This window comes from Eubacteriaceae bacterium Marseille-Q4139, from assembly GCA_018223415.1.
Taxonomy (GTDB): domain Bacteria; phylum Bacillota; class Clostridia; order Lachnospirales; family Lachnospiraceae; genus CABSIM01.
In genome coordinates this window covers 209,279-227,901 of sequence record JAGTTQ010000001.1, presented here as the reverse complement: position 1 = coordinate 227,901, position 18,623 = coordinate 209,279, and the positions used below count along the sequence as shown (strand labels likewise).

The following is an 18,623-nucleotide window of genomic DNA, read 5'->3' as shown; positions in this document are numbered from 1 at the left end:
TCTCCTATTTTTCGCAGACGATCTCGCCGTTCATCACGGTCATCGAACAGTCTAACAATGCATGGATATCCTCCAGCGGATTCTTCTCGAAGATGGCAAAATGCGCCTTCTTTCCGGGCGTGATGGAGCCGTGGGTATCCTGGACACGGAGAAGCTCTGCGGAATTGATGGTGCCGCACTGGATGGCCTCCATCGGCGTCATTCCGTTTTCTACCATGAGGACAGCCTCCATGGCCGTCTTGTCGTAGGCGTTGAACGGCGTTCCTGCATCGGTACCCAGGGCGATCTTCACGCCTGCCTTGTGTGCGCGGCGGAACGTATCCTGATGGGCGTCGATGGTGGCTTCCACCTTCCGCACCATGTAGTCCGGGATGCCTGCTGCCGTTCCCTTTAATTTAATCCAGTAGGGAGCCGCCAACGTCGGGACGAAGAAAACGTTGTGCTCTTTCATGAAATCAAAGCACCAGTCGTCCATGAAGAAGCCGTGCTCGATGGAATCCACGCCGGCCCGCAGGGCGTTTTTGATGCCCTCCATGCCCTGAGCATGGGTGAAGGTCTTAGCGCCGGCCTTGTGTGCCTCTTCGATGGCAGCACGCAGCTCTTCCTCCGTAAGCTGTGCGGAGCCGGGCTCTACGCCCTTTGTCATAACGCCGCCGGTAGCCATGACCTTGATCCAGTTGGCGCCTGCCTTTAACTGCTCCCTTGCAGCCTTGCGGCAGTCATCGGGGCCGTCGGCTTCGCGTCCTGTGGAATGCCCGTGTCCGCCTGTCATGCAGATGCATTTTCCTGCGGTCTGCATTTCCGGGGAAAGGATGTCGCCCTTTACGGCAGCCTCATGGAGCGTGATGTCGATATGATTCGGCGCGCCTGCGTCGCGGACGTAAGTGACGCCGGAAGCAAGCAGAGTCTTTAAGTTTTTAAGGGCGCGGATGGTGATGGCCGCATCGCAGGCCGATTCCCGAACCCCGTTCCCTGCGTCGGAGCACATATGGACGTGGCAGTTGAATAAGCCGGGGATCATGGTTTTTCCGGCCAGGTCTACGACCTTTGCCCCTTCCGGAACAGCAAGGCCGGCGCCGACTTCCTTTATGATTCCGTCCTCGACGATTACGCTTCCGTTTTCGATGGCAGTTCCGCCAAGGACGTCAACGATCCTGGCATTTGCAAAAACTGTTGTCATGATGATTACCTCCCTCGTTTGTCAGATAATTATGCGGAAAACACTTTGGTTTCCTTTTATTTTCTTCTATTATAACAGTTGCCGGAAATATGGCAATATCCAATTCGCAAAAACCAGGCAAAAAGAGACTGCCGCGCCGGGAATGTGCCGGAATGAAATTGCAATAATTTGTTTTAAATCAATATAATATCTGAAAAATATTACACAAATCAGCCGAACTTAAAATATATAAAAATTTTTCTAAAAAAGTGTTGACAAATAAAAAGTGATCGGCTATAATAAAGACAACAAAAAGAGATACAGAAATCTCAGAAAAGGAGGTACACTCCAAAGTACAAGTAAGTAAATCCCCAGGAAACTCCGAATCATCAAAATCTAATTTGAAAAGTCTTATTCCGAATAAGACAAAAAGAACAGATGGGATTTGAAAAAAGAAAAAAAGATGACGGAGAATAAATAAAATAGATACTGATAATCAGGGATTTTATCAGAGAGCGAATGAAAGTTTCGCAAAAAAAAATTAAAAATAAATGTAACAGTTGAGGTAGAAACCAATGGATACAATGAATTAGGAGCGGGTACTGATAAAAAGAAATCGGTATCCGCTCCTTTTGCGTGAAAGGAGTTTCCATGAAAGCAGTTTGCATTGTCGGCAGCGCCCGTTCCGACGGGAGCACGGCCTATCTGGTTGACACCATCCGGAAAGGGATGGAAAGCGTTGGGATTGAAACCGTCCGGTATTCGATTGGGGAGGCGAACCTCCATTTCTGTACGGGCTGCAAAACCTGTTACGAGGACGGGAACTGTATCTGGAAGGACGATGTGGAGACGATTGTATCCGATCTTTTTGACGCGGATTTCGTGGTGATTGCGGCGCCGTCCTACTGGGCGGAGGTTCCGGGGCAGTTAAAGGTGTTTTTTGACAGGAGCACGCCGTATGGAGATACGAACCCCAGCCGGAGGCTCTGGCGGAAGAAGCCGGCAAAGGGGATTGCCATCGCGGTGCGGGCCGGAAGCCATGAAGAAGAGAATGTGCAGATTTTAAACTCCATCGCCCACTATTACGGCCATTTGGGAATTGAGACAGTGGAACGTGTTTCCGTCTGCCGCGTGGACACGTTAAAAGACCTGCTTTCCGGCCATCAGGAAGAAATTGACCGGGTTTACCGGATCGGGGCAGGGCTTCTTGAAGGTTAAGACGGGAAAAGCCGGGATGCCTACTTTTTTAGCGAAACCTCTTGCATTTTGGGAAACAGCATGATATAGTATAGGAGATAACATAGGAACCGGTCAAAAGAGTGGACAAAAAAGTCCACTCTTTCATTATGTAAGAGGGCGCGCGTCCCGTGCATACAGGGAACAGGCCGGAGGGAAAACCCAGAAGGTGGTGAGAACGTATGGCAAAAAGAGATGAGTATGAGGCAAAGGTGGAAGCGTTTCTGCTTCCGGTCATGGAGGAGAACGGGTTCGAGCTTGTGGACGTGGAATACGTGAAGGAAGCAGGTACCTGGTATCTGAGGGCTTATATCGACAAGCCGGGCGGCTTTACCGTGGATGACTGCGAGATGGTTTCCAGAAAGCTTGGCGACTGGCTGGACAAAGAAGATTTCATAGACGAAAGCTACATCCTGGAGGTCAGCTCCCCGGGGCTTGGACGGCCTTTAAAGAAGGAAAAGGATTTTAAGCGCAGCCTTGGAGAGCAGGTGGAAATCCGTCTTTATAAGGCGGTGGACCGTCAGAAGGAATTTGTCGGGGCCTTAAAGGCATACGATGAGAATACCGTGACCATCGAATATGAAGACGGGGCGGAAAGCACATTTGAGAGAAAAGACATTGCCCTGATTCGGCTGGCATTCGATTTTTAAAGGAGGATAAGAAATGAATAAGGAACTGTTGGAAGCAATGAACGTGCTGGAAAAGGAAAATAATATCAGCAAAGAGACATTGCTGGAGGCAATCGAGAATTCCCTGCTCACTGCCTGCAAAAACCATTTCGGAAAAGCGGATAACGTGAAGGTTATCATCGACCATGATACCTGCGATTTCTCCGTCTATGCGGAAAAGGAAGTGGTGGAGACCGTAGAGGATCCGATTTTACAGATCAGCGTTGCGGACGCCAGGATGCGGGATCCGAAATTCGAGATTGGCGACATCGTCCAGATTCCCATTGACTCCCACGACTTCGGCCGGATCGCAACCCAGAACGCAAAGAACGTGATTCTCCAGAAAATCCGCGAGGAGGGCAGGAAGGCCCAGTTCAACGAGTGGTTCTGCAAGGAGAAGGAGATCGTTACCGGCATCGTGCAGCGGTACATCGGCAGGAACGTGAGCATCGACCTTGGAAAGGTGGACGCCATCCTTCCGGAGTCGGAGCAGGTGCGCGGCGAGGTGTTCCAGAGAACCGAGAGGATTAAGGTCTTTATCCTGGAAGTAAAGGATACGCCGAAAGGGCCGAGGATTTCCGTTTCCAGGACGCACCCCGACCTGGTGAGACGGCTGTTTGAGGCGGAAATCGCAGAGGTGCGCGACGGTACCGTAGAGATCCGCGCCATCGCAAGGGAGGCCGGCTCCAGGACGAAGATTGCCGTCAGCTCCACAGATCCCAACGTCGATCCGGTGGGCGCCTGCGTCGGCTTAAACGGCGCCAGAGTAGGAGCTATCGTAAACGAGCTCCGCGGCGAGAAGATCGACATCATCAACTGGGACGACAACCCGGCGTTCTTAATTGAGAATGCCTTAAGCCCGGCGAAGGTGATCTCCGTCGTGGCCGATGAGGACGCGAAGGAAGCCCAGGTCATTGTTCCCGACTACCAGCTTTCCCTGGCCATCGGCAAGGAAGGACAGAACGCAAGGCTGGCAGCAAGGCTTACGACTTACAAGATCGACATCAAGAGCGAGACCCAGGCGAGAGAGCTTGGCCTCTTCGATGAGCTGGAGTACGGTGAGTACGAGGGCGGCTATGAAGGCGAGATCGACGCCGATGTGGAACTGGAACCGATGGACGAAAGCTATGAGGAACCTGAAAACGCAGACTACCAGGAGGAACCGGAAGGCTCCGTATAACAGTCAGGAAGTGAAAAAATAGTGAGTACAGCAAAAAAGATTCCGCAGAGACAGTGTATCGGCTGCGGGGAGATGAAAAACAAGCGGGAGCTGATCCGTGTTTTAAGGGACACGGAGGGCCATATCTCCATCGACGCAGGCGGCAGGAAAAACGGCCGCGGCGCGTATATCTGCCCGTCCATGGACTGCTTTAAAAAGGCAGTGAAAAATAAGGGGCTGGAGCGGTCTTTTAAAATGGCGATCCCGAAAGAGGTCTACGAAAGTCTGGAAAAGGAGATGGAACAGATTGGGAAGCAGGAGTAAAGTCTTTGGCCTTCTTGGCCTGGCTACAAGGGCCGGAAAGGTGCAGAGCGGCGAGTTTTCCACGGAAAAGAGCGTGAAATCCGGGAGATCCTCGATGGTGATCGTCTCCGAGGAGGCATCTGACAATACGAAGAAGATGTTTCGGAACATGTGTACTTACTATAAAGTCCCATACGTTGAATTCGGAGGAAAGGAAGAACTCGGTCATGCCATGGGAAAGAGGTACCGTGCCTCGCTTTCCGTGGAGGACGGCGGTTTTTCCGGGGCGATCATGAAGGAACTGAACAGGAACGGAGGCAGTGAGTGTGAGGGTGAATGAATTGGCAAAAGATTTAGGAAAGACGAGTAAAGAGGGATTGGATATATTGCAGAAGAATCAAACAGATGTTAAGAGCAGCCAGGCAAATGTTTCTGATGACCAGGCAGCAGCGGTAAAAAAAGCGGCCGAACCGAAAAAGGAAGCGGCGGCAGGTACGGAAAAACCGGCAGAGGGCGCCCAGGCGCAGCCGGCAAAGAAGAGGATTGCGGCCGTATATCGCCCGCAGAACAGCAGCCAGAAGAACCGTCCTTCGGGCGGACAGAAACAGGGACAGAGGCCCCAGAGGCCGGCAGGCGCAGGCGGTATGCAGGTGCGCCCGACCACGTCCCCGGCTCAGAAGCAGGAGAGGCCGGCAGCACCGGCCGGGACAGCAGCCCAGGCGAAGCCGCAGACGGCTGCCCAGCAAGCAGGAACGGCGCCGCAGGTACAGGCAGCCGAGGTGACAGGCCAGCAGGCAAAGCCACAGACGGCAGCACCGGCTCCGAGGGCCGAGCAGGAGCAGAGCCGTCAGGCAGGAAGCGCCCAGGGAGGCCGTGACAGCCGCCAGGGAGGAAGCTTCCAGGGGAACCGCGACGGCCGCCAGGGAGGAAACTACCAGGGAAGCCGTGACGGAAGACCGGCAGGAAGCGCCCAGGGAGGCCGCGACGGCCGCCAGGGAGGAAGCTACCAGGGAAGCCGCGACGGCCGCCAGGGAGGAAACTTCCAGGGAAGCCGCGACGGCCGCCAGGGAGGAAACTTCCAGGGAAGCCGTGACGGGCGCCAGGGAGGAAGCTACCAGGGAAGCCGTGACGGCCGCCAGGGAGGAAACTTCCAGGGAAGCCGCGACGGAAGACCAGGCGGAAACTATCAGGGAAGCCGCGACGGCCGCCAGGGAGGAAACTTCCAGGGAAGCCGTGACGGAAGGCCAGGCGGAAATTATCAGGGAAGCCGCGACGGCCGCCAGGGAGGAAACTTCCAGGGGAACCGTGACGGGCGCCAGGGCGGAAGACCGGGCGGAAACTTCCAGGGAGGCCGCGACGGCGGCAGGGGATTAAACATCCCGAAGCCGTCCTTTGACACGCCGATTTCCCAGAAGCAGCAGAATACGAAGGCAAGCAAGAATGCCTATAAGAAAGAGCATGACTCCAAGAAAGACCATGAAGAGGAGATGACGAGAGGCAAGGGCGGAAAAGGCGGAAAGAACGTAAAAGCGCCTGTGATGCCGCCGCAGCCGAAGAAGGTGGAGAAGGTCGAGGAGATCAAGACCATCGTAATCCCCGAGGTCATCACCATCAAGGAGCTGGCAGACAAGATGAAGCTCCAGCCGTCCGCCATCGTAAAGAAATTGTTCTTACAGGGTACCATCGTCACCATCAACCAGGAGATCGACTTTGAAAAGGCAGAGGAGATCGCCATGGAGTATGACGTGCTCTGCGAGAAGGAAAAGAAGATCAACGTCATCGAGGAGCTTTTAAAGGAAGAGGAAGAGGACGAGAAGGACATGGTTCCGAGACCGCCGGTTATCTGCGTCATGGGCCATGTTGACCATGGAAAAACGTCCCTTCTCGATGCCATCCGTGAGACAAACGTGACGGCAAAAGAGGCCGGCGGCATTACCCAGCACATCGGTGCCTACGTGGTGGAGGCAAACGGCCAGAAGATTACGTTCCTCGATACGCCGGGCCATGAGGCGTTCACGGCCATGCGTATGCGCGGCGCCCAGGCTACGGATATCGCCATCCTTGTGGTGGCTGCCGACGACGGCGTCATGCCGCAGACCGTCGAGGCCATCAACCATGCCAAGGCAGCTGGCGTGGAAATCATCGTCGCTGTCAACAAGATTGATAAGCCGAGTGCCAACGTAGAGAGGGTAAAACAGGAGCTTTCCGAGTACGAGTTAATCCCCGAGGACTGGGGCGGCAGCACCGTGTTCGTGCCGGTATCGGCCCACACGAAGGAAGGAATTCCGGAGCTTCTCGAAATGATCCTCTTGACGGCAGAAGTAAAGGAATTAAAGGCCAACCCCAACCGGAAGGCAAGAGGCCTTGTGATCGAGGCGCAGCTTGACAAGGGCAAAGGCCCGGTGGCTACGGTCCTCGTCCAGAAGGGAACGCTCCATGTGGGCGATTCCATCGCAGCCGGCTCCTGCTTCGGCAAGGTTCGTGCCATGATGGACGACAAGGGACGCCGCGTGAAGGAGGCCGGCCCGTCGACGCCGGTAGAGATCCTCGGCTTAAACGACGTGCCCAATGCCGGCGAGGTCTTCGTTTCCACCGTAAACGAGAAGGAAGCGAGAAACTTCGCGGAGACCTTCATCACAGAAGGAAAGAACAAGTTAATTGAAGATACAAAGGCGAAACTGTCCTTAGACGATCTGTTCTCCCAGATCAAGGCAGGAAACGTCAAAGAGCTGCCGATCATTGTAAAGGCAGACGTACAGGGCTCCGTGGAGGCAGTAAAGCAGAGCCTTGTGAAGCTCTCCAACGAGGAGGTCGTCGTAAAGGTGATCCACGGCGGCGTCGGCACCATCACGGAATCCGACGTGACCCTGGCTTCCGCCTCCAACGCGATCATCATCGGCTTCAACGTGCGGCCGGACGCGACGGCGAAGTCCATCGCAGACCGGGAGAAGGTGGATGTCCGCCTGTACCGCGTGATCTATCAGGCCATCGAGGACGTGGAAGCTGCCATGAAGGGCATGTTAGACCCGATCTTCGAGGAACAGGTGACCGGCCATGCCGTCGTCCGCCAGACCTTCAAGGCTTCCGGCGTCGGCACCATCGCAGGCTCCTATGTGCTTGACGGAAAGATCACCCGCGGCTGCAAGGCAAGAATCACCCGCGACGGCGAGCAGATTTTTGAGGGCCCGCTTGCTTCCTTAAAGCGTTTCAAGGACGACGTAAAGGAAGTCAACGCCGGCTACGAGTGCGGTCTTGTGTTTGAGGGCTTCAATGACCTGAAGGAAGACGACATGATTGAGGTTTACATCATGGTGGAGGTTCCCAGGTAGGAAGGAGCAGCATGAGGAAAAACAGCATTAAGAATACAAGGATCAACGGTGAGGTCCAGAAGGCTCTGAGCGAAATCATCCGCTCGGAGCTCAAGGACCCCAGGATCCATCCCATGACAAGCGTGGTGCTTGTCCAGGTAACGCCGGATCTCAAGCTCTGCCGGGCGTATATCAGCGTCCTGGCAGACGAGGAGACGGCCAAAGAAACCATCAAAGGCTTAAAGAGCGCGGAGGGCTACATCCGCACGCAGCTTGCCAAGATGGTAAATCTCCGGAACACGCCGGAGGTGCACTTCGTCCTCGACCAGTCCATCGAGTACGGCGTCCGCATGACGCGGCTCATCGACGAGGTGGCGAAGGAATCGGAGGAGACAGAAGAAGACGGAAACGACAGCGGGCTGGCATAAAACCAAAGGAGGAACGCCGGTGGGTATTTTAACAGAAAGCTTAAAGGACAGGAAAACTGCCGTAATTTTAGGACATGTGAACCCGGACGGGGACTGTATCGGTTCCTGCCTGGGACTCTGGAATTATCTGCGGGAGAATTATGAGGGGATCGAGGTGACAGTCTGCCTGGAGTCCATGCCGCAGAAATTCGATTATCTGAAGGGCTATCACGAGGTGTGCCATGAATACGATCCGGAGAAGAAATTCGACCTCTGCATCACCCTGGACGCCAGTGACGTTCCAAGGCTCGGGGGTTTTGCCGGATATCTTAAAAGCGCCGCAAAAAGCCTCTGCGTCGACCACCACATCACAAACGGGGGCCTGGCAGACGTAAACGTCATCGACGCGAAGGCCAGCTCTACCTGTGAAGTCCTTTTCGGGCTTATGGAGGAAGAAAAAATAAGCCTGAAGACGGCGGAATGCCTTTATACCGGAATTGTCCATGACACCGGCGTCTTCAAGTACAGCAGCGCGTCAAAAAGGACGATGGAAATCGCCGGCTGCCTGATGGAAAAAGGCGTAAAGTTCCAGGAGATCATCGACGGCAGCTTTTACAGGCGCACCTACGGCCAGAACAGGCTCCTTGGGAACACGGTTTTAAAGAGCGAGCTGCTTCTTAGCGGGCTTCTCGTCTGGTCCTATGTGACAAAAGAGGAGCTTGACCGGTTCGGCTGCACCGTAAAGGCCGTGGACGGGATCATCGACCAGCTCCGCGTCACAGAGGGCGCCGACTGTGCCGTCCTGATCTATGAGACGGGAGAAAACGGGGAGTGCAAGGTGAGCCTGCGCTCCAACCGCATGACGGATGTGAGCCGGATTGCGGCCGGTTTCGGCGGCGGCGGCCATATGCGGGCGGCCGGCTGTACGATGCACGGGGAAATCCCGGAGCTCATCAAAAAGGTGGCGGATGCAGTCGCCGTCCAGCTGGAAGGACGATAACATGTACGATGGAATGATAAACGTGTATAAGGAAGCAGGCTGGACGTCTCATGACGTGGTTGCCAGGCTCCGGGGGATCCTGGGGCAGAAAAAGGTGGGCCACACGGGCACGCTGGATCCGGCCGCAGAAGGCGTCCTCCCGGTCTGTGCCGGAAAGGGAACGAGGCTCTGCGACATGCTGGCTGACCGGGACAAGACCTACCGGGCCACTCTGCTTCTTGGCACCGTGACGGATACCCAGGACACGACGGGAACCGTTTTAGAGACGAAGGACACGTCGGGCCTTACAGAGGAAGCCGTGCGGGAGGCCGTCCTTTCGTTCCTCGGCGATTATGAGCAGGTGCCGCCGATGTACTCTGCCCTCAAGGTAAACGGGAAAAAGCTCTATGAGCTGGCCCGGGAGGGGAAAGAGGTGGAGCGGAAGCCGCGCCCTGTGAAAATCCATGAGATCCGGATCGAGAGCATGGCGCTCCCCGAGGCGGTGATTACCGTCACCTGCTCCAAAGGGACGTATATCCGGACGCTCTGCCATGACATCGGGGAAAAGCTCGGTGTCGGCGGATGCATGAAAACGCTTCTCCGGACAAGGGTGGGGCGTTTTCGCCTTGAGGACAGCCTGACCCTTGACGCGCTTCAGAAGCTTAAGGACGAGGGGCGGCTTTTTGAGGCCGTGATGCCCGTGGAGGCGGCGTTTTCGGAGCTTCGGGAAATCCGCTCGGAAGGCGGGGAGCTCGATAAGCTTTTGAGAAATGGGAATCCTTTTGGTAAGGATGGATTGTTGGAGCCGAAGCCGGAGGAAGAATTTAAGGTCTATGATTCGGCCGGCTTGTTCATCGGCGTTTACGGCTTCCGGCCGGAAAAGCAAATGTTTTACCCAAGAAAAGTTTTTCTGGGAGGAAATTGACATGCAGTATCTTGCAGGTACCAGAGAATTTCAGATCGAAGAGCCGACGGTTGTCAGCATCGGGAAGTTTGACGGGCTCCACCGGGGGCACAGAAAGCTTCTTAAGGAAATGCTCCACTGGAAGGAGCTGGGGTTTAAGGCGGCAATCTTTACCTTTTCCACGCCGCCGGGAGCCCTGGTGAACAAAAAGCCCCAGACCGTCATCATGACGAATAAAGAGCGCCAGGAGCTTCTTTGCGAGGCAGGCATTGACTACCTGGTGGAATACCCCTTTGACGAGGAGGTCTGCCGCATGGATCCGGAGCAGTTTGTGGCCGGAATCCTTACGGGAAAGATGAATGCTGAGGTGATCGTCACGGGGCCTGACTGCCATTTTGGCTACAAGGCCGCCGGCGATAAGGAGCTTCTTGAGAAGCTGGCGCCGAAGTACGCCTACCGGTTTTTCGTGGTGGAAAAGGAACGGGACCGGGACGGCAGGATTATCAGCAGCACCTATATCCGTGAGATGCTGGCGGAGGGCAATGTGGAGAAGGCGGCAGAGCTTCTGGGCTACCGCTATTTTGTGACAGGCACCGTGAGCCATGGAAACGCCATCGGGCGTTCTAAGCTGTACCCGACGGCAAACGTAATCCCGGAGAAGGAAAAGCACCTGCCGCGGTTCGGCGTCTATGCCGTCACGGTAAAGACAGGCGGGAAAACCTATGCCGGAATCACAAATGTGGGGAAGAAACCCACGATTGAAGGCGAAAATCCGGCCGGAGTGGAGACATACCTGTTTGATTTTGACGGAAATCTCTATGGAAGGGAGATTCGGGTGGAATTCCTGAAGTTCATGAGGCCGGAGAGCCGTTTTTCTTCCATTGAGGAGTTAAAGGAACAGTTAAACCGGGACATCCAGGGTGCCCGGGCGTATTTTGAACAGGAAAGGATACGGAATGGGCAATAAGGAATACGTGAAATATCTGGCAATCGGCGGGACAGCAGCGGCTGTCTGCCTGTTTGTGAAGTATTTTGAGGAGATCCTGGGAGCCGTCAGGCTGGCTTTCGGGGCTGCGGCGCCGCTTTTTTTGGGCTGCGCGGCCGCGTATGTGCTCAACATTCTGTTAAAGAAAATAGAAAAGATATATTTCCCGGGAAAGACGGGCGGGTTTGCTGCGAAAAGCCGCAGGCCGGTCTGCATCGTCTTATCCCTTCTGCTTCTTGTTTTAATCCTTGCACTTATCATGAAGCTGGTGGTGCCGGAGCTCATCTCCTGTATCCGCCTGATTACCGATGAGATCCCGCCGCTTGTGGAACAGATCCGCACCTGGGCCATTGAAAATTCTAGTGAACTTCCGACGTTCCAGGAGACGCTTAAGTCGGTGGATGTGGACTGGCAGTCCATGCTTAAGAAGGGGCTGGATCTTGTGCTGGCCGGCGCCGGCGGGATTTTCAACTCCCTGGTGGCCGTAGCGGCAGGCGTTGTGGGCAGGACAGCCGAGCTTTTGATTGCGCTGATTTTTGCCATCTATCTGCTGGCAGAAAAAGAGGTGTTAAAAAAGCAGGCGGACAGGCTTTTGCGGGCATGCTTTAAGCCGGGGACGAGAAAGCAGATCCTCTATGTGGCAGCTACATTCCATGAGACGTTTACGAATTTCATCACGGGCCAGTGTATGGAGGCCGTCATCATCGGCCTGCTCTGTACTTTGGGCATGTCGCTTCTTCGGATTCCCTACGCGCTTATGACAGGCGCTGTGGTGGGGGCGACGGCGCTGATTCCCGTGGTGGGCGCGTATATTGGGGCTGCTGTGGGCGCCTTTATGGTGTTTACGGTGAACCCGCTCCAGGCCCTTTTGTTCCTGGTGTTCCTGGTGGTGCTCCAGCAGCTTGAGGGAAACCTGATTTATCCGAAGGTGGTGGGTTCCTCCATCGGGCTTCCGGGGCTCTGGGTTCTGGCGGCCGTGACGGTGGGCGGCGGCGTCATGGGGATTGCCGGGATGTTGATCGGCGTCCCGCTGGCAGCGTCCGTCTATAAGCTGGCAGGCGCGGCCGTGGCCCACAGGCTTGGAGAAAAGACAATAAAAGGATAGGAGAATTTGATGGAAGGAGAACAGAGAAGGCCGGGCAGCCGGGGACGGAGCCGCAGGCAGACGAGAGAGAGCCGGGACAGTGCAGGAAAAGCGCTTCGGATTAAAATTCTTGCAGGCGTCGGCGCGGGGATCCTCCTTGTCGGGGGGATCGCCGGATTTTCCTACATAAGACAGGCGAAAAAGTACGAGACCGTGTTTTTCCCCAATACGGTCATCAATGATATTGATGTGTCAGATAAAAGCGTTTATCAGGTGAAGTCTGAAATTTCTTCCGGCATCGAAGGATACCGTCTCCTCATTAAAGCCAGGGACGGGAAGACCGGGGAGATTTCGGGCGAGGCCATCGGGCTCCATTCGGAGTTTGACGGGAGCCTGGAAAAGTACCTGAAGGAACAGGATACGATGAAATGGGCCTTCCGCGGCGGAGAGACGTCCTCCTATGAGATCGAGACCATGATTGCCTTCGATGAGGAGATTCTTTCTTCGGAGCTTTCGGCCATGGAGTTCATGGATCCGGAGGCCATGACGGCGCCGGAGGATGCCCATATTTCCGATTATGACAGTTCCATTAAGGGCTATACGGTGGTTCCGGAGGTGCAGGGAACGACGCTGGATCCCGTAAAGACGGCGGAGGCCGTGAAGGCGGCCGTCATGGGCCTTAAGACAGAGCTGGATCTGGAGGAGGCCGGCTGTTATGAGTCTCCGGAGATTTTATCGGACGATGCGGGGCTTAACTCCCTCTGCGGGACGTTAAATACCTACACAGGTGCCGTCATCAATTATACCTTCGGCGATAAGACCGAGGTTTTAAGCGGCGACACGATCCACAACTGGCTGACGGTGGACGGCACGAGCGTGAGCATTGATTCGTCGAAGGCGGCAGAGTATGTGAAGAACCTGGCGTCCAGATATGATACGGCATATAAGCCGAAGACGCTGAAAACTTCCTATGGTAAGACCGTGACCATCAAGACGGGAAACTACGGCTGGAAGATCAATCAGGAGAAAGAGACGGCAGCCGTCCTGGAAATCGTAAAGGCCGGCGAGCAGCGAACCAGGGAGCCGGAGTATTCCCAGAAGGCGGCCAGCCACGGCGCCAACGACTATGGAAATACCTATGTGGAAATCAACCTGACGGCACAGCACCTTTTCTTTTATAAAGACGGAAAACTCCTCGTGGAGTCGGATTTCGTCTCCGGGAACGTGTCAAAGGGATGGGGGACGCCGGACGGCGCTTATCCTCTGACCTATAAGCAGAAGGACGCGACCTTGACAGGAGAGGACTATAAGACGCCGGTATCCTACTGGATGCCCTTTAACGGCGGCATCGGCATGCATGATGCCACCTGGAGAAGCAGCTTCGGCGGCACCATCTATAAGACCAGCGGCTCCCACGGCTGCATCAACCTGCCGCCGAAGGTAGCAAAGGTCATTTTTGAGAATATTTCTTCAGGAATGCCGGTGCTCTGCTATTTCTTAGACGGCACCGAGGCAGCGTCCACGACGACCACGGCCCAGAACGACCCGGATGCCGAGAAGCCGACGGCAGCCGAGACAACGGCCGCGCCGGAAACGACAGCGGCGCCAGAGACAACGGCGGCCGCGCCGGAGACGACAGCGGCGCCAGAGACAACGGCGGCCCCGGAAACGACGGCAGCACCCGAGACAACGGCCGCGCCGGAAACGACGGCAGCACCCGAGACAACGGCCGCGCCGGAGGAGACAACGACGACGCTGGAAACGACGGCCGCGCCGGAAGAGACGACGGCCGCGCCTGAACCCACCGAAGCCCCGGAAACCACCGAGGTTCCCAGGGAGCCGGGCTTTGCAGACGTGCCGGAAGAGTCGGAATCGCCGGCAGGCCCCGGATTTTAACGGAAAAAATAAAAATCCGGTTTACTTTTGAAGGGCTGTATGCTATAATACACGCTGTATGTAACGCGCCGGCACTCGGTTTTCCGGCAGCTCCGGCCAAAGCCTGGTGAACGGTAAGAATTTAATTTTTTAAGGAGGAACTTATCATGATTTCCAAGGAAAAGAAAGCAGCTATCATCGCAGAGTACGGCAGAAAGCCGGGAGACACCGGTTCTCCGGAAGTTCAGATCGCAATCCTTACCCACAGGATTACAGAGCTCACCGAGCATCTGAAAGCCAACCCGAAGGATCATCACTCCAGACGCGGCCTTCTTATGATGGTAGGTCAGAGACGCGGTCTCCTTGACTACCTGAAGAAAACAAACCTGGAAGGCTACCGTGCGCTGATCGAGAAGTTAGGAATCAGAAAGTAATAGCAGACACGAGGGCGGGGGACATTAGGTGGACTCCGCCCTTTGTATCATGCGGCACAGGCAGGAGAAACCATCCCCTGCCCGGTTACAGACAGAAGAAACATCCGAGACCGCTAAAGCGGGCAGGAGCCCATCCTGCGTGGTTTAGTAGTTTCGGCTTCTTCTGTCTCAGATTTAAGAAAAGGAGATAAGCCATGTTCAAGAGTTTTTCAATGGAACTTGCAGGCCGCATCCTGACCGTTGAGGTGGGACGCGTTGCAAAGCAGGCAAACGGCGCTGCATTCATGCACTACGGCGATACCGTCGTCCTTTCCACGGCGACAGCATCTGACAAGCCGAGAGACGGGATCGACTTCTTCCCGTTAAGCGTGGAATTTGAAGAGAAGTTATACGCAGTCGGAAAAATCCCCGGCGGCTTCACAAAGAGAGAGGGCAAGGCTTCCGAGAACGCAGTCCTTACGGCACGCGTCATCGACCGCCCCATGCGTCCGCTGTTCCCGAAGGATTACAGAAACGACGTGACCCTGGACAACATCGTCATGTCTGTGGATCCGGAGTGCAGCCCGGAGCTGACAGCCATGCTTGGTTCCGCCATCGCAACCTGCATTTCCGACATCCCCTTTGACGGCCCCTGCGCCACGACCCAGGTGGGCTTAATCGACGGCGAGTTCATCATCAACCCGACGGCGGCTCAGAAAAAGGTTTCTGACCTGGCCCTGACCGTTGCTTCCACGAGAGAAAAGGTCATCATGATCGAGGCCGGCGCCAACGAGGTTCCGGAGGACACCATGCTGGAGGCCATTTTCAAGGCTCATGAGGTCAACCAGGAGATCATCAAATTCATCGACACCATCGTGGCCGAGTGCGGAAAGCCGAAGCACTCCTATGAGAGCTGCGCGATCCCGGAGGAGTTATTTAACGCCATTAAGGAAATCGTCCCGCCGGCAGAAATGGAAGAGGCCGTCTTCACCGACGACAAGCAGACCCGCGAGGAGAACATCCGCGCCATCACCGAGCGTCTGGAAGAGGCGTTTGCAGAGAACGAAGAATGGCTGCCGCTCATCGGCGACGCCGTTTACCAGTACCAGAAGAAGACCGTCCGCAAGATGATCTTAAAGGATCACAAGCGTCCCGACGGCCGTAAGATCGACGAGATCCGCCCGCTGGCAGCAGAGGTTGACATCCTGCCGAGAGTCCATGGCTCCGGTATGTTTACCCGCGGCCAGACGCAGATCTTAAATGCCTGCACCCTGGCGCCCCTTTCCGAGGCACAGAGGCTTGACGGTCTTGACGAAAACGAGACATCCAAGCGTTATATGCACCACTATAACTTCCCGTCCTTCTCCGTAGGCGAGACGAAGCCGTCGAGAGGACCGGGACGCAGGGAGATCGGCCACGGCGCCCTTGCAGAGCGCGCCCTGATCCCGGTTCTTCCGAGCGAGGAAGAATTCCCGTATGCGATCCGTACCGTATCCGAGACCATGGAGTCCAACGGCTCCACGTCCCAGGCCAGCATCTGTGCGTCCTCCCTGTCCTTAATGGCAGCCGGTGTGCCGATCAAGTCCATGGTAGCAGGTATCTCCTGCGGCCTTGTGACCGGCGAGACTGACGACGATTATCTGGTGCTTACGGATATCCAGGGACTTGAGGACTTCTTCGGCGACATGGACTTCAAGGTCGGCGGTACCCACAAGGGAATCACGGCCATCCAGATGGATATCAAGATTCACGGCCTGACCCGCCCGATTATCGAGGAAGCCATCCGCCGCTGCCGTGAGGCGCGCCTCTATATCATGGACAATATCATGGCTCCGGTGATCTCCGAGCCGAGAAAAGAGCTGTCCCCCTATGCGCCGAAGATCACGCAGATCAGCATTGACCCGCAGAAGATCGGCGACGTGGTTGGAAAGCAGGGCAAGGTTATCAACAGAATTATTGAAGAGACCGGCGTGAAGATCGACATCGAGGACGACGGTTCCGTCAATGTCTGCGGCACCGACCAGGAGATGATCGACAAGGCCATCGCCATCATCAAGAACATCGTTACCGAGGTAGAGCCGGGCATGATCTTTACCGGCAAGGTTGTCCGCATGATGGACTTCGGCGCTTTCGTGGAGTTAGCGCCCAACAAGGACGGTATGGTTCACATCTCCAGGCTTTCCGACAAGCGTGTGGCGAAGGTCGAGGACGTTGTGAAGATCGGCGACGAAGTGACCGTAAGAGTTGTGGAAGTAGACCGGATGGGCAGAATCAACCTGACCATGCGTCCCGAGGACATGACGGCTGACCTTGAGAAGCTCACACGTCCCGAGAGACGCGAGAGAAGCGACCGCGGCGGCGACAGAAGAGACCGCGGAGGCCGTTCCGACAGAAGAGAGAGAAAAGACAGCGAATAAGAAATAAAAGGAAGAGACGAGGTTCTTTGCGGGCTTCGTCTCTTTTTTGGCGCAAAAGCCCGTCAGACGGCGCTATGCCTGCATGAAGGGCGTCTGACGCGCGGGAGCATGGACGCAGCAGCCATGCAGAGGAAAGTTTCCCTCTGTTCGGCAGCCGCAGGGATGGACACGGGCGGCCGGCCGTGATAAAATACTATCAGATCTGTTTTGCGTCCGGACAGCAGGCCGGAGCCGACAGGAGAAAGGGGTACAAAAACAATGAGCAAAACATACGATTCGGAGCTTTATTCGCTGCTCTGCGATATCTGGGGATATTCGGAGACGGCATTTGAGGAGAAGAAATCCTGTGCGCGGATGGTGGAATTTCTGCGGGAGCAGGGCTTTGAGGTGACGACGCCAATCGCCGGCATGGACACGGCATACGTGGGAGTTTACGGCTCAGGAAAGCCGGTGATCTGCTTCCTCGCGGAGTACGATGCCCTTCACGGCATGAGCCAGGAGGCAGATGCGTGCCGGTACGCGCCGTTATCTTCCGAAGAGCGGGGCCATGGCTGCGGCCATCATCTTCTGGGGACGGGAGCCATCGGCGCGGCGCTTCTTTACAGGGATTATTTAAAAGAGCACGGCGTATCGGGAACCGTAAAGATTGTCGGCTGCCCGGCGGAGGAGAGCGGAAGCGGAAAAGCCTATCTGGCGCGTTCCGGCTTTTTCGATGATGCAGACGCGGCCCTCACCTGGCATCCCAGCAATTATCACATGGTGGACACTGGCTCCAGCCAGGCCTGCATCCAGGCATTTTTCGACTTCCACGGCGTATCCAGCCACGCAGCGGCGGCGCCGCACTTGGGCCGGAGCGCCCTGGACGCGGTGGAGATCATGGACGTGGGATCCAACTACCTAAGAGAGCACATGGAGCCGGCAGAGCGGGTGCATTATGCGATTATCAACAGCGGCGGCCAGTCCCCCAACGTGGTGCAGGCGGAAGCCAGGGTGAAATACTTAATCCGCTCCACCAGCGCAAAGAAGGTGAAAAAGCTCTATGAGCGTGTCTGCGATGTGGCCCGCGGCGCTGCCCTGATTACGGGAACGACCGTGGATATCATCTTTGACGAGGGGCTTTATGATACCATGCCGAACTTTGCCTTGGAGGATGTTTTGCGTGAGTCCTATTTAAAGGTCGGAATCCCGGAATACACGAAGGAAGAGCGGGAGTACGCCGGAAAATTTAAGGCGTCTTTCGATGAAGAAGAGCTGTTTGCCGACCTTCCCATTGCCGTGAAGGACATTATGGCTCTCAAGGACAATATCATGGAATCGGAGCTCTGCGATATGTTCGTGGACAGGATCCATTCGGAAGAGTGCGCGCCTGGCTCCACGGATGTGGGCGATGTGAGCTGGGTTGTGCCGACGGCGCAGATCCGCGTGAACTGTTACAGCTACGGCGCAGGCGCCCACAGCTGGCAGTGGACAGGCCAGGGAAAATCCACCATCGCCTTAAAGGGCTGCCTGACGGCTGCCAGGGTGCTGGCCGACGCGGCGGTGACGCTGACGGAGAAGCCGGAGCTTTTAACGAAGGCGCGTGAAGAATTTGACAAGCGGATGAAGGGGCAGAAGTATGAGTGCCTGATTCCGGCGGATGTGGAGCCGCATTTGTATTAAAAAAGAGACCTGCCGGAGAGGGTTTTTCACAACCTTTTCCGGCAGGTTTTATTCGTCGGCCTGACCG

At 55.7% G+C, this 18,623-nt stretch carries 16 protein-coding genes; 15 read left to right on the top strand and 1 reads right to left on the bottom strand.

The features are described from left to right. Nucleotides 1-4 precede the first annotated feature (4 nt). Nucleotides 5-1,180 (bottom strand): amidohydrolase family protein, encoded by a 1,176-nt coding sequence (locus KE531_01120; protein ID MBR9952233.1) that lies wholly within the window; start codon nucleotides 1,178-1,180, stop codon nucleotides 5-7. Between the two features lie 630 nt (nucleotides 1,181-1,810). Here KE531_01120 and KE531_01115 point away from each other — a divergent pair. The 15 genes from KE531_01115 (at nucleotide 1,811) to KE531_01045 (ending at nucleotide 18,556) form a co-directional block, all read left to right on the top strand. Further along, entirely contained in the window at nucleotides 1,811-2,377 is a 567-nt protein-coding gene (locus KE531_01115) for a flavodoxin family protein (GenBank protein ID MBR9952232.1), read from the top strand. Between the two features lie 200 nt (nucleotides 2,378-2,577). Then, on the top strand, nucleotides 2,578-3,045 hold the full coding sequence (locus KE531_01110; protein MBR9952231.1) for a ribosome maturation factor RimP: 468 nt from the start codon (nucleotides 2,578-2,580) through the stop codon (nucleotides 3,043-3,045). Between the two features lie 13 nt (nucleotides 3,046-3,058). Beyond that, on the top strand, nucleotides 3,059-4,243 hold the full coding sequence (gene nusA / locus KE531_01105; GenBank protein MBR9952230.1) for a transcription termination/antitermination protein NusA: 1,185 nt from the start codon (nucleotides 3,059-3,061) through the stop codon (nucleotides 4,241-4,243). A 21-nt stretch (nucleotides 4,244-4,264) separates the two neighbouring features. After that, the gene (locus tag KE531_01100) at nucleotides 4,265-4,546 is read left to right on the top strand and encodes a YlxR family protein (GenBank protein ID MBR9952229.1); all 282 of its coding nucleotides are present in this window, start codon (nucleotides 4,265-4,267) and stop codon (nucleotides 4,544-4,546) included. Then, complete coding sequence (locus tag KE531_01095; protein MBR9952228.1) at nucleotides 4,530-4,865, top strand: ribosomal L7Ae/L30e/S12e/Gadd45 family protein; 336 nt, start codon at nucleotides 4,530-4,532, stop codon at nucleotides 4,863-4,865. The genes KE531_01100 and KE531_01095 overlap by 17 nt, the downstream gene beginning before the upstream one ends. Continuing rightward, complete coding sequence (gene infB, locus KE531_01090; GenBank protein MBR9952227.1) at nucleotides 4,852-7,854, top strand: translation initiation factor IF-2; 3,003 nt, start codon at nucleotides 4,852-4,854, stop codon at nucleotides 7,852-7,854. The genes KE531_01095 and infB overlap by 14 nt, the downstream gene beginning before the upstream one ends. Before the next feature lie 11 nt (nucleotides 7,855-7,865). Further along, nucleotides 7,866-8,261 (top strand): 30S ribosome-binding factor RbfA, encoded by a 396-nt coding sequence (gene rbfA, locus KE531_01085; GenBank protein ID MBR9952226.1) that lies wholly within the window; start codon nucleotides 7,866-7,868, stop codon nucleotides 8,259-8,261. A 19-nt stretch (nucleotides 8,262-8,280) separates the two neighbouring features. Further along, a complete protein-coding gene (locus KE531_01080; GenBank protein MBR9952225.1) occupies nucleotides 8,281-9,240 on the top strand; it encodes a bifunctional oligoribonuclease/PAP phosphatase NrnA in 960 nt (319 codons plus the stop codon). A 1-nt stretch (nucleotide 9,241) separates the two neighbouring features. Next, entirely contained in the window at nucleotides 9,242-10,144 is a 903-nt protein-coding gene (truB, locus tag KE531_01075) for a tRNA pseudouridine(55) synthase TruB (GenBank protein ID MBR9952224.1), read from the top strand. A gap of 1 nt (nucleotide 10,145) precedes the next feature. Beyond that, a complete protein-coding gene (locus tag KE531_01070) occupies nucleotides 10,146-11,090 on the top strand; it encodes a bifunctional riboflavin kinase/FAD synthetase (GenBank protein MBR9952223.1) in 945 nt (314 codons plus the stop codon). Beyond that, nucleotides 11,080-12,213, top strand: a complete 1,134-nt coding sequence (locus KE531_01065; GenBank protein ID MBR9952222.1) for an AI-2E family transporter — start codon at nucleotides 11,080-11,082, stop codon at nucleotides 12,211-12,213. Before KE531_01070 ends, KE531_01065 begins: the two co-directional genes overlap by 11 nt. Before the next feature lie 9 nt (nucleotides 12,214-12,222). Then, nucleotides 12,223-14,088: a L,D-transpeptidase/peptidoglycan binding protein gene (locus tag KE531_01060; GenBank protein MBR9952221.1), complete on the top strand. Its 1,866-nt coding sequence runs from the start codon at nucleotides 12,223-12,225 to the stop codon at nucleotides 14,086-14,088. A gap of 146 nt (nucleotides 14,089-14,234) precedes the next feature. Next, the gene (rpsO, locus tag KE531_01055) at nucleotides 14,235-14,501 is read left to right on the top strand and encodes a 30S ribosomal protein S15 (protein ID MBR9952220.1); all 267 of its coding nucleotides are present in this window, start codon (nucleotides 14,235-14,237) and stop codon (nucleotides 14,499-14,501) included. A 194-nt stretch (nucleotides 14,502-14,695) separates the two neighbouring features. Further along, a complete protein-coding gene (locus tag KE531_01050) occupies nucleotides 14,696-16,897 on the top strand; it encodes a polyribonucleotide nucleotidyltransferase (GenBank protein ID MBR9952219.1) in 2,202 nt (733 codons plus the stop codon). Nucleotides 16,898-17,155: 258 nt separating this feature from the next. Continuing rightward, the gene (locus tag KE531_01045) at nucleotides 17,156-18,556 is read left to right on the top strand and encodes an amidohydrolase (GenBank protein MBR9952218.1); all 1,401 of its coding nucleotides are present in this window, start codon (nucleotides 17,156-17,158) and stop codon (nucleotides 18,554-18,556) included. The last annotated feature ends 67 nt before the right edge of the window (nucleotides 18,557-18,623 follow it).

Bases quoted from the DNA above. Each gene is read 5' to 3' on its own strand.
- KE531_01120 (MBR9952233.1), bottom strand. From the start codon at position 1,180: ATGACAACAGTTTTTGCAAATGCCAGGATCGTTGACGTCCTTGGCGGA.
- KE531_01115 (MBR9952232.1), top strand. From the start codon at position 1,811: ATGAAAGCAGTTTGCATTGTCGGCAGCGCCCGTTCCGACGGGAGCACG.
- KE531_01110 (MBR9952231.1), top strand. From the start codon at position 2,578: ATGGCAAAAAGAGATGAGTATGAGGCAAAGGTGGAAGCGTTTCTGCTT.
- nusA (MBR9952230.1), top strand. From the start codon at position 3,059: ATGAATAAGGAACTGTTGGAAGCAATGAACGTGCTGGAAAAGGAAAAT.
- rbfA (MBR9952226.1), top strand. From the start codon at position 7,866: ATGAGGAAAAACAGCATTAAGAATACAAGGATCAACGGTGAGGTCCAG.
- truB (MBR9952224.1), top strand. From the start codon at position 9,242: ATGTACGATGGAATGATAAACGTGTATAAGGAAGCAGGCTGGACGTCT.
- KE531_01070 (MBR9952223.1), top strand. From the start codon at position 10,146: ATGCAGTATCTTGCAGGTACCAGAGAATTTCAGATCGAAGAGCCGACG.
- KE531_01065 (MBR9952222.1), top strand. From the start codon at position 11,080: ATGGGCAATAAGGAATACGTGAAATATCTGGCAATCGGCGGGACAGCA.
- KE531_01060 (MBR9952221.1), top strand. From the start codon at position 12,223: ATGGAAGGAGAACAGAGAAGGCCGGGCAGCCGGGGACGGAGCCGCAGG.
- rpsO (MBR9952220.1), top strand. From the start codon at position 14,235: ATGATTTCCAAGGAAAAGAAAGCAGCTATCATCGCAGAGTACGGCAGA.
- KE531_01050 (MBR9952219.1), top strand. From the start codon at position 14,696: ATGTTCAAGAGTTTTTCAATGGAACTTGCAGGCCGCATCCTGACCGTT.
- KE531_01045 (MBR9952218.1), top strand. From the start codon at position 17,156: ATGAGCAAAACATACGATTCGGAGCTTTATTCGCTGCTCTGCGATATC.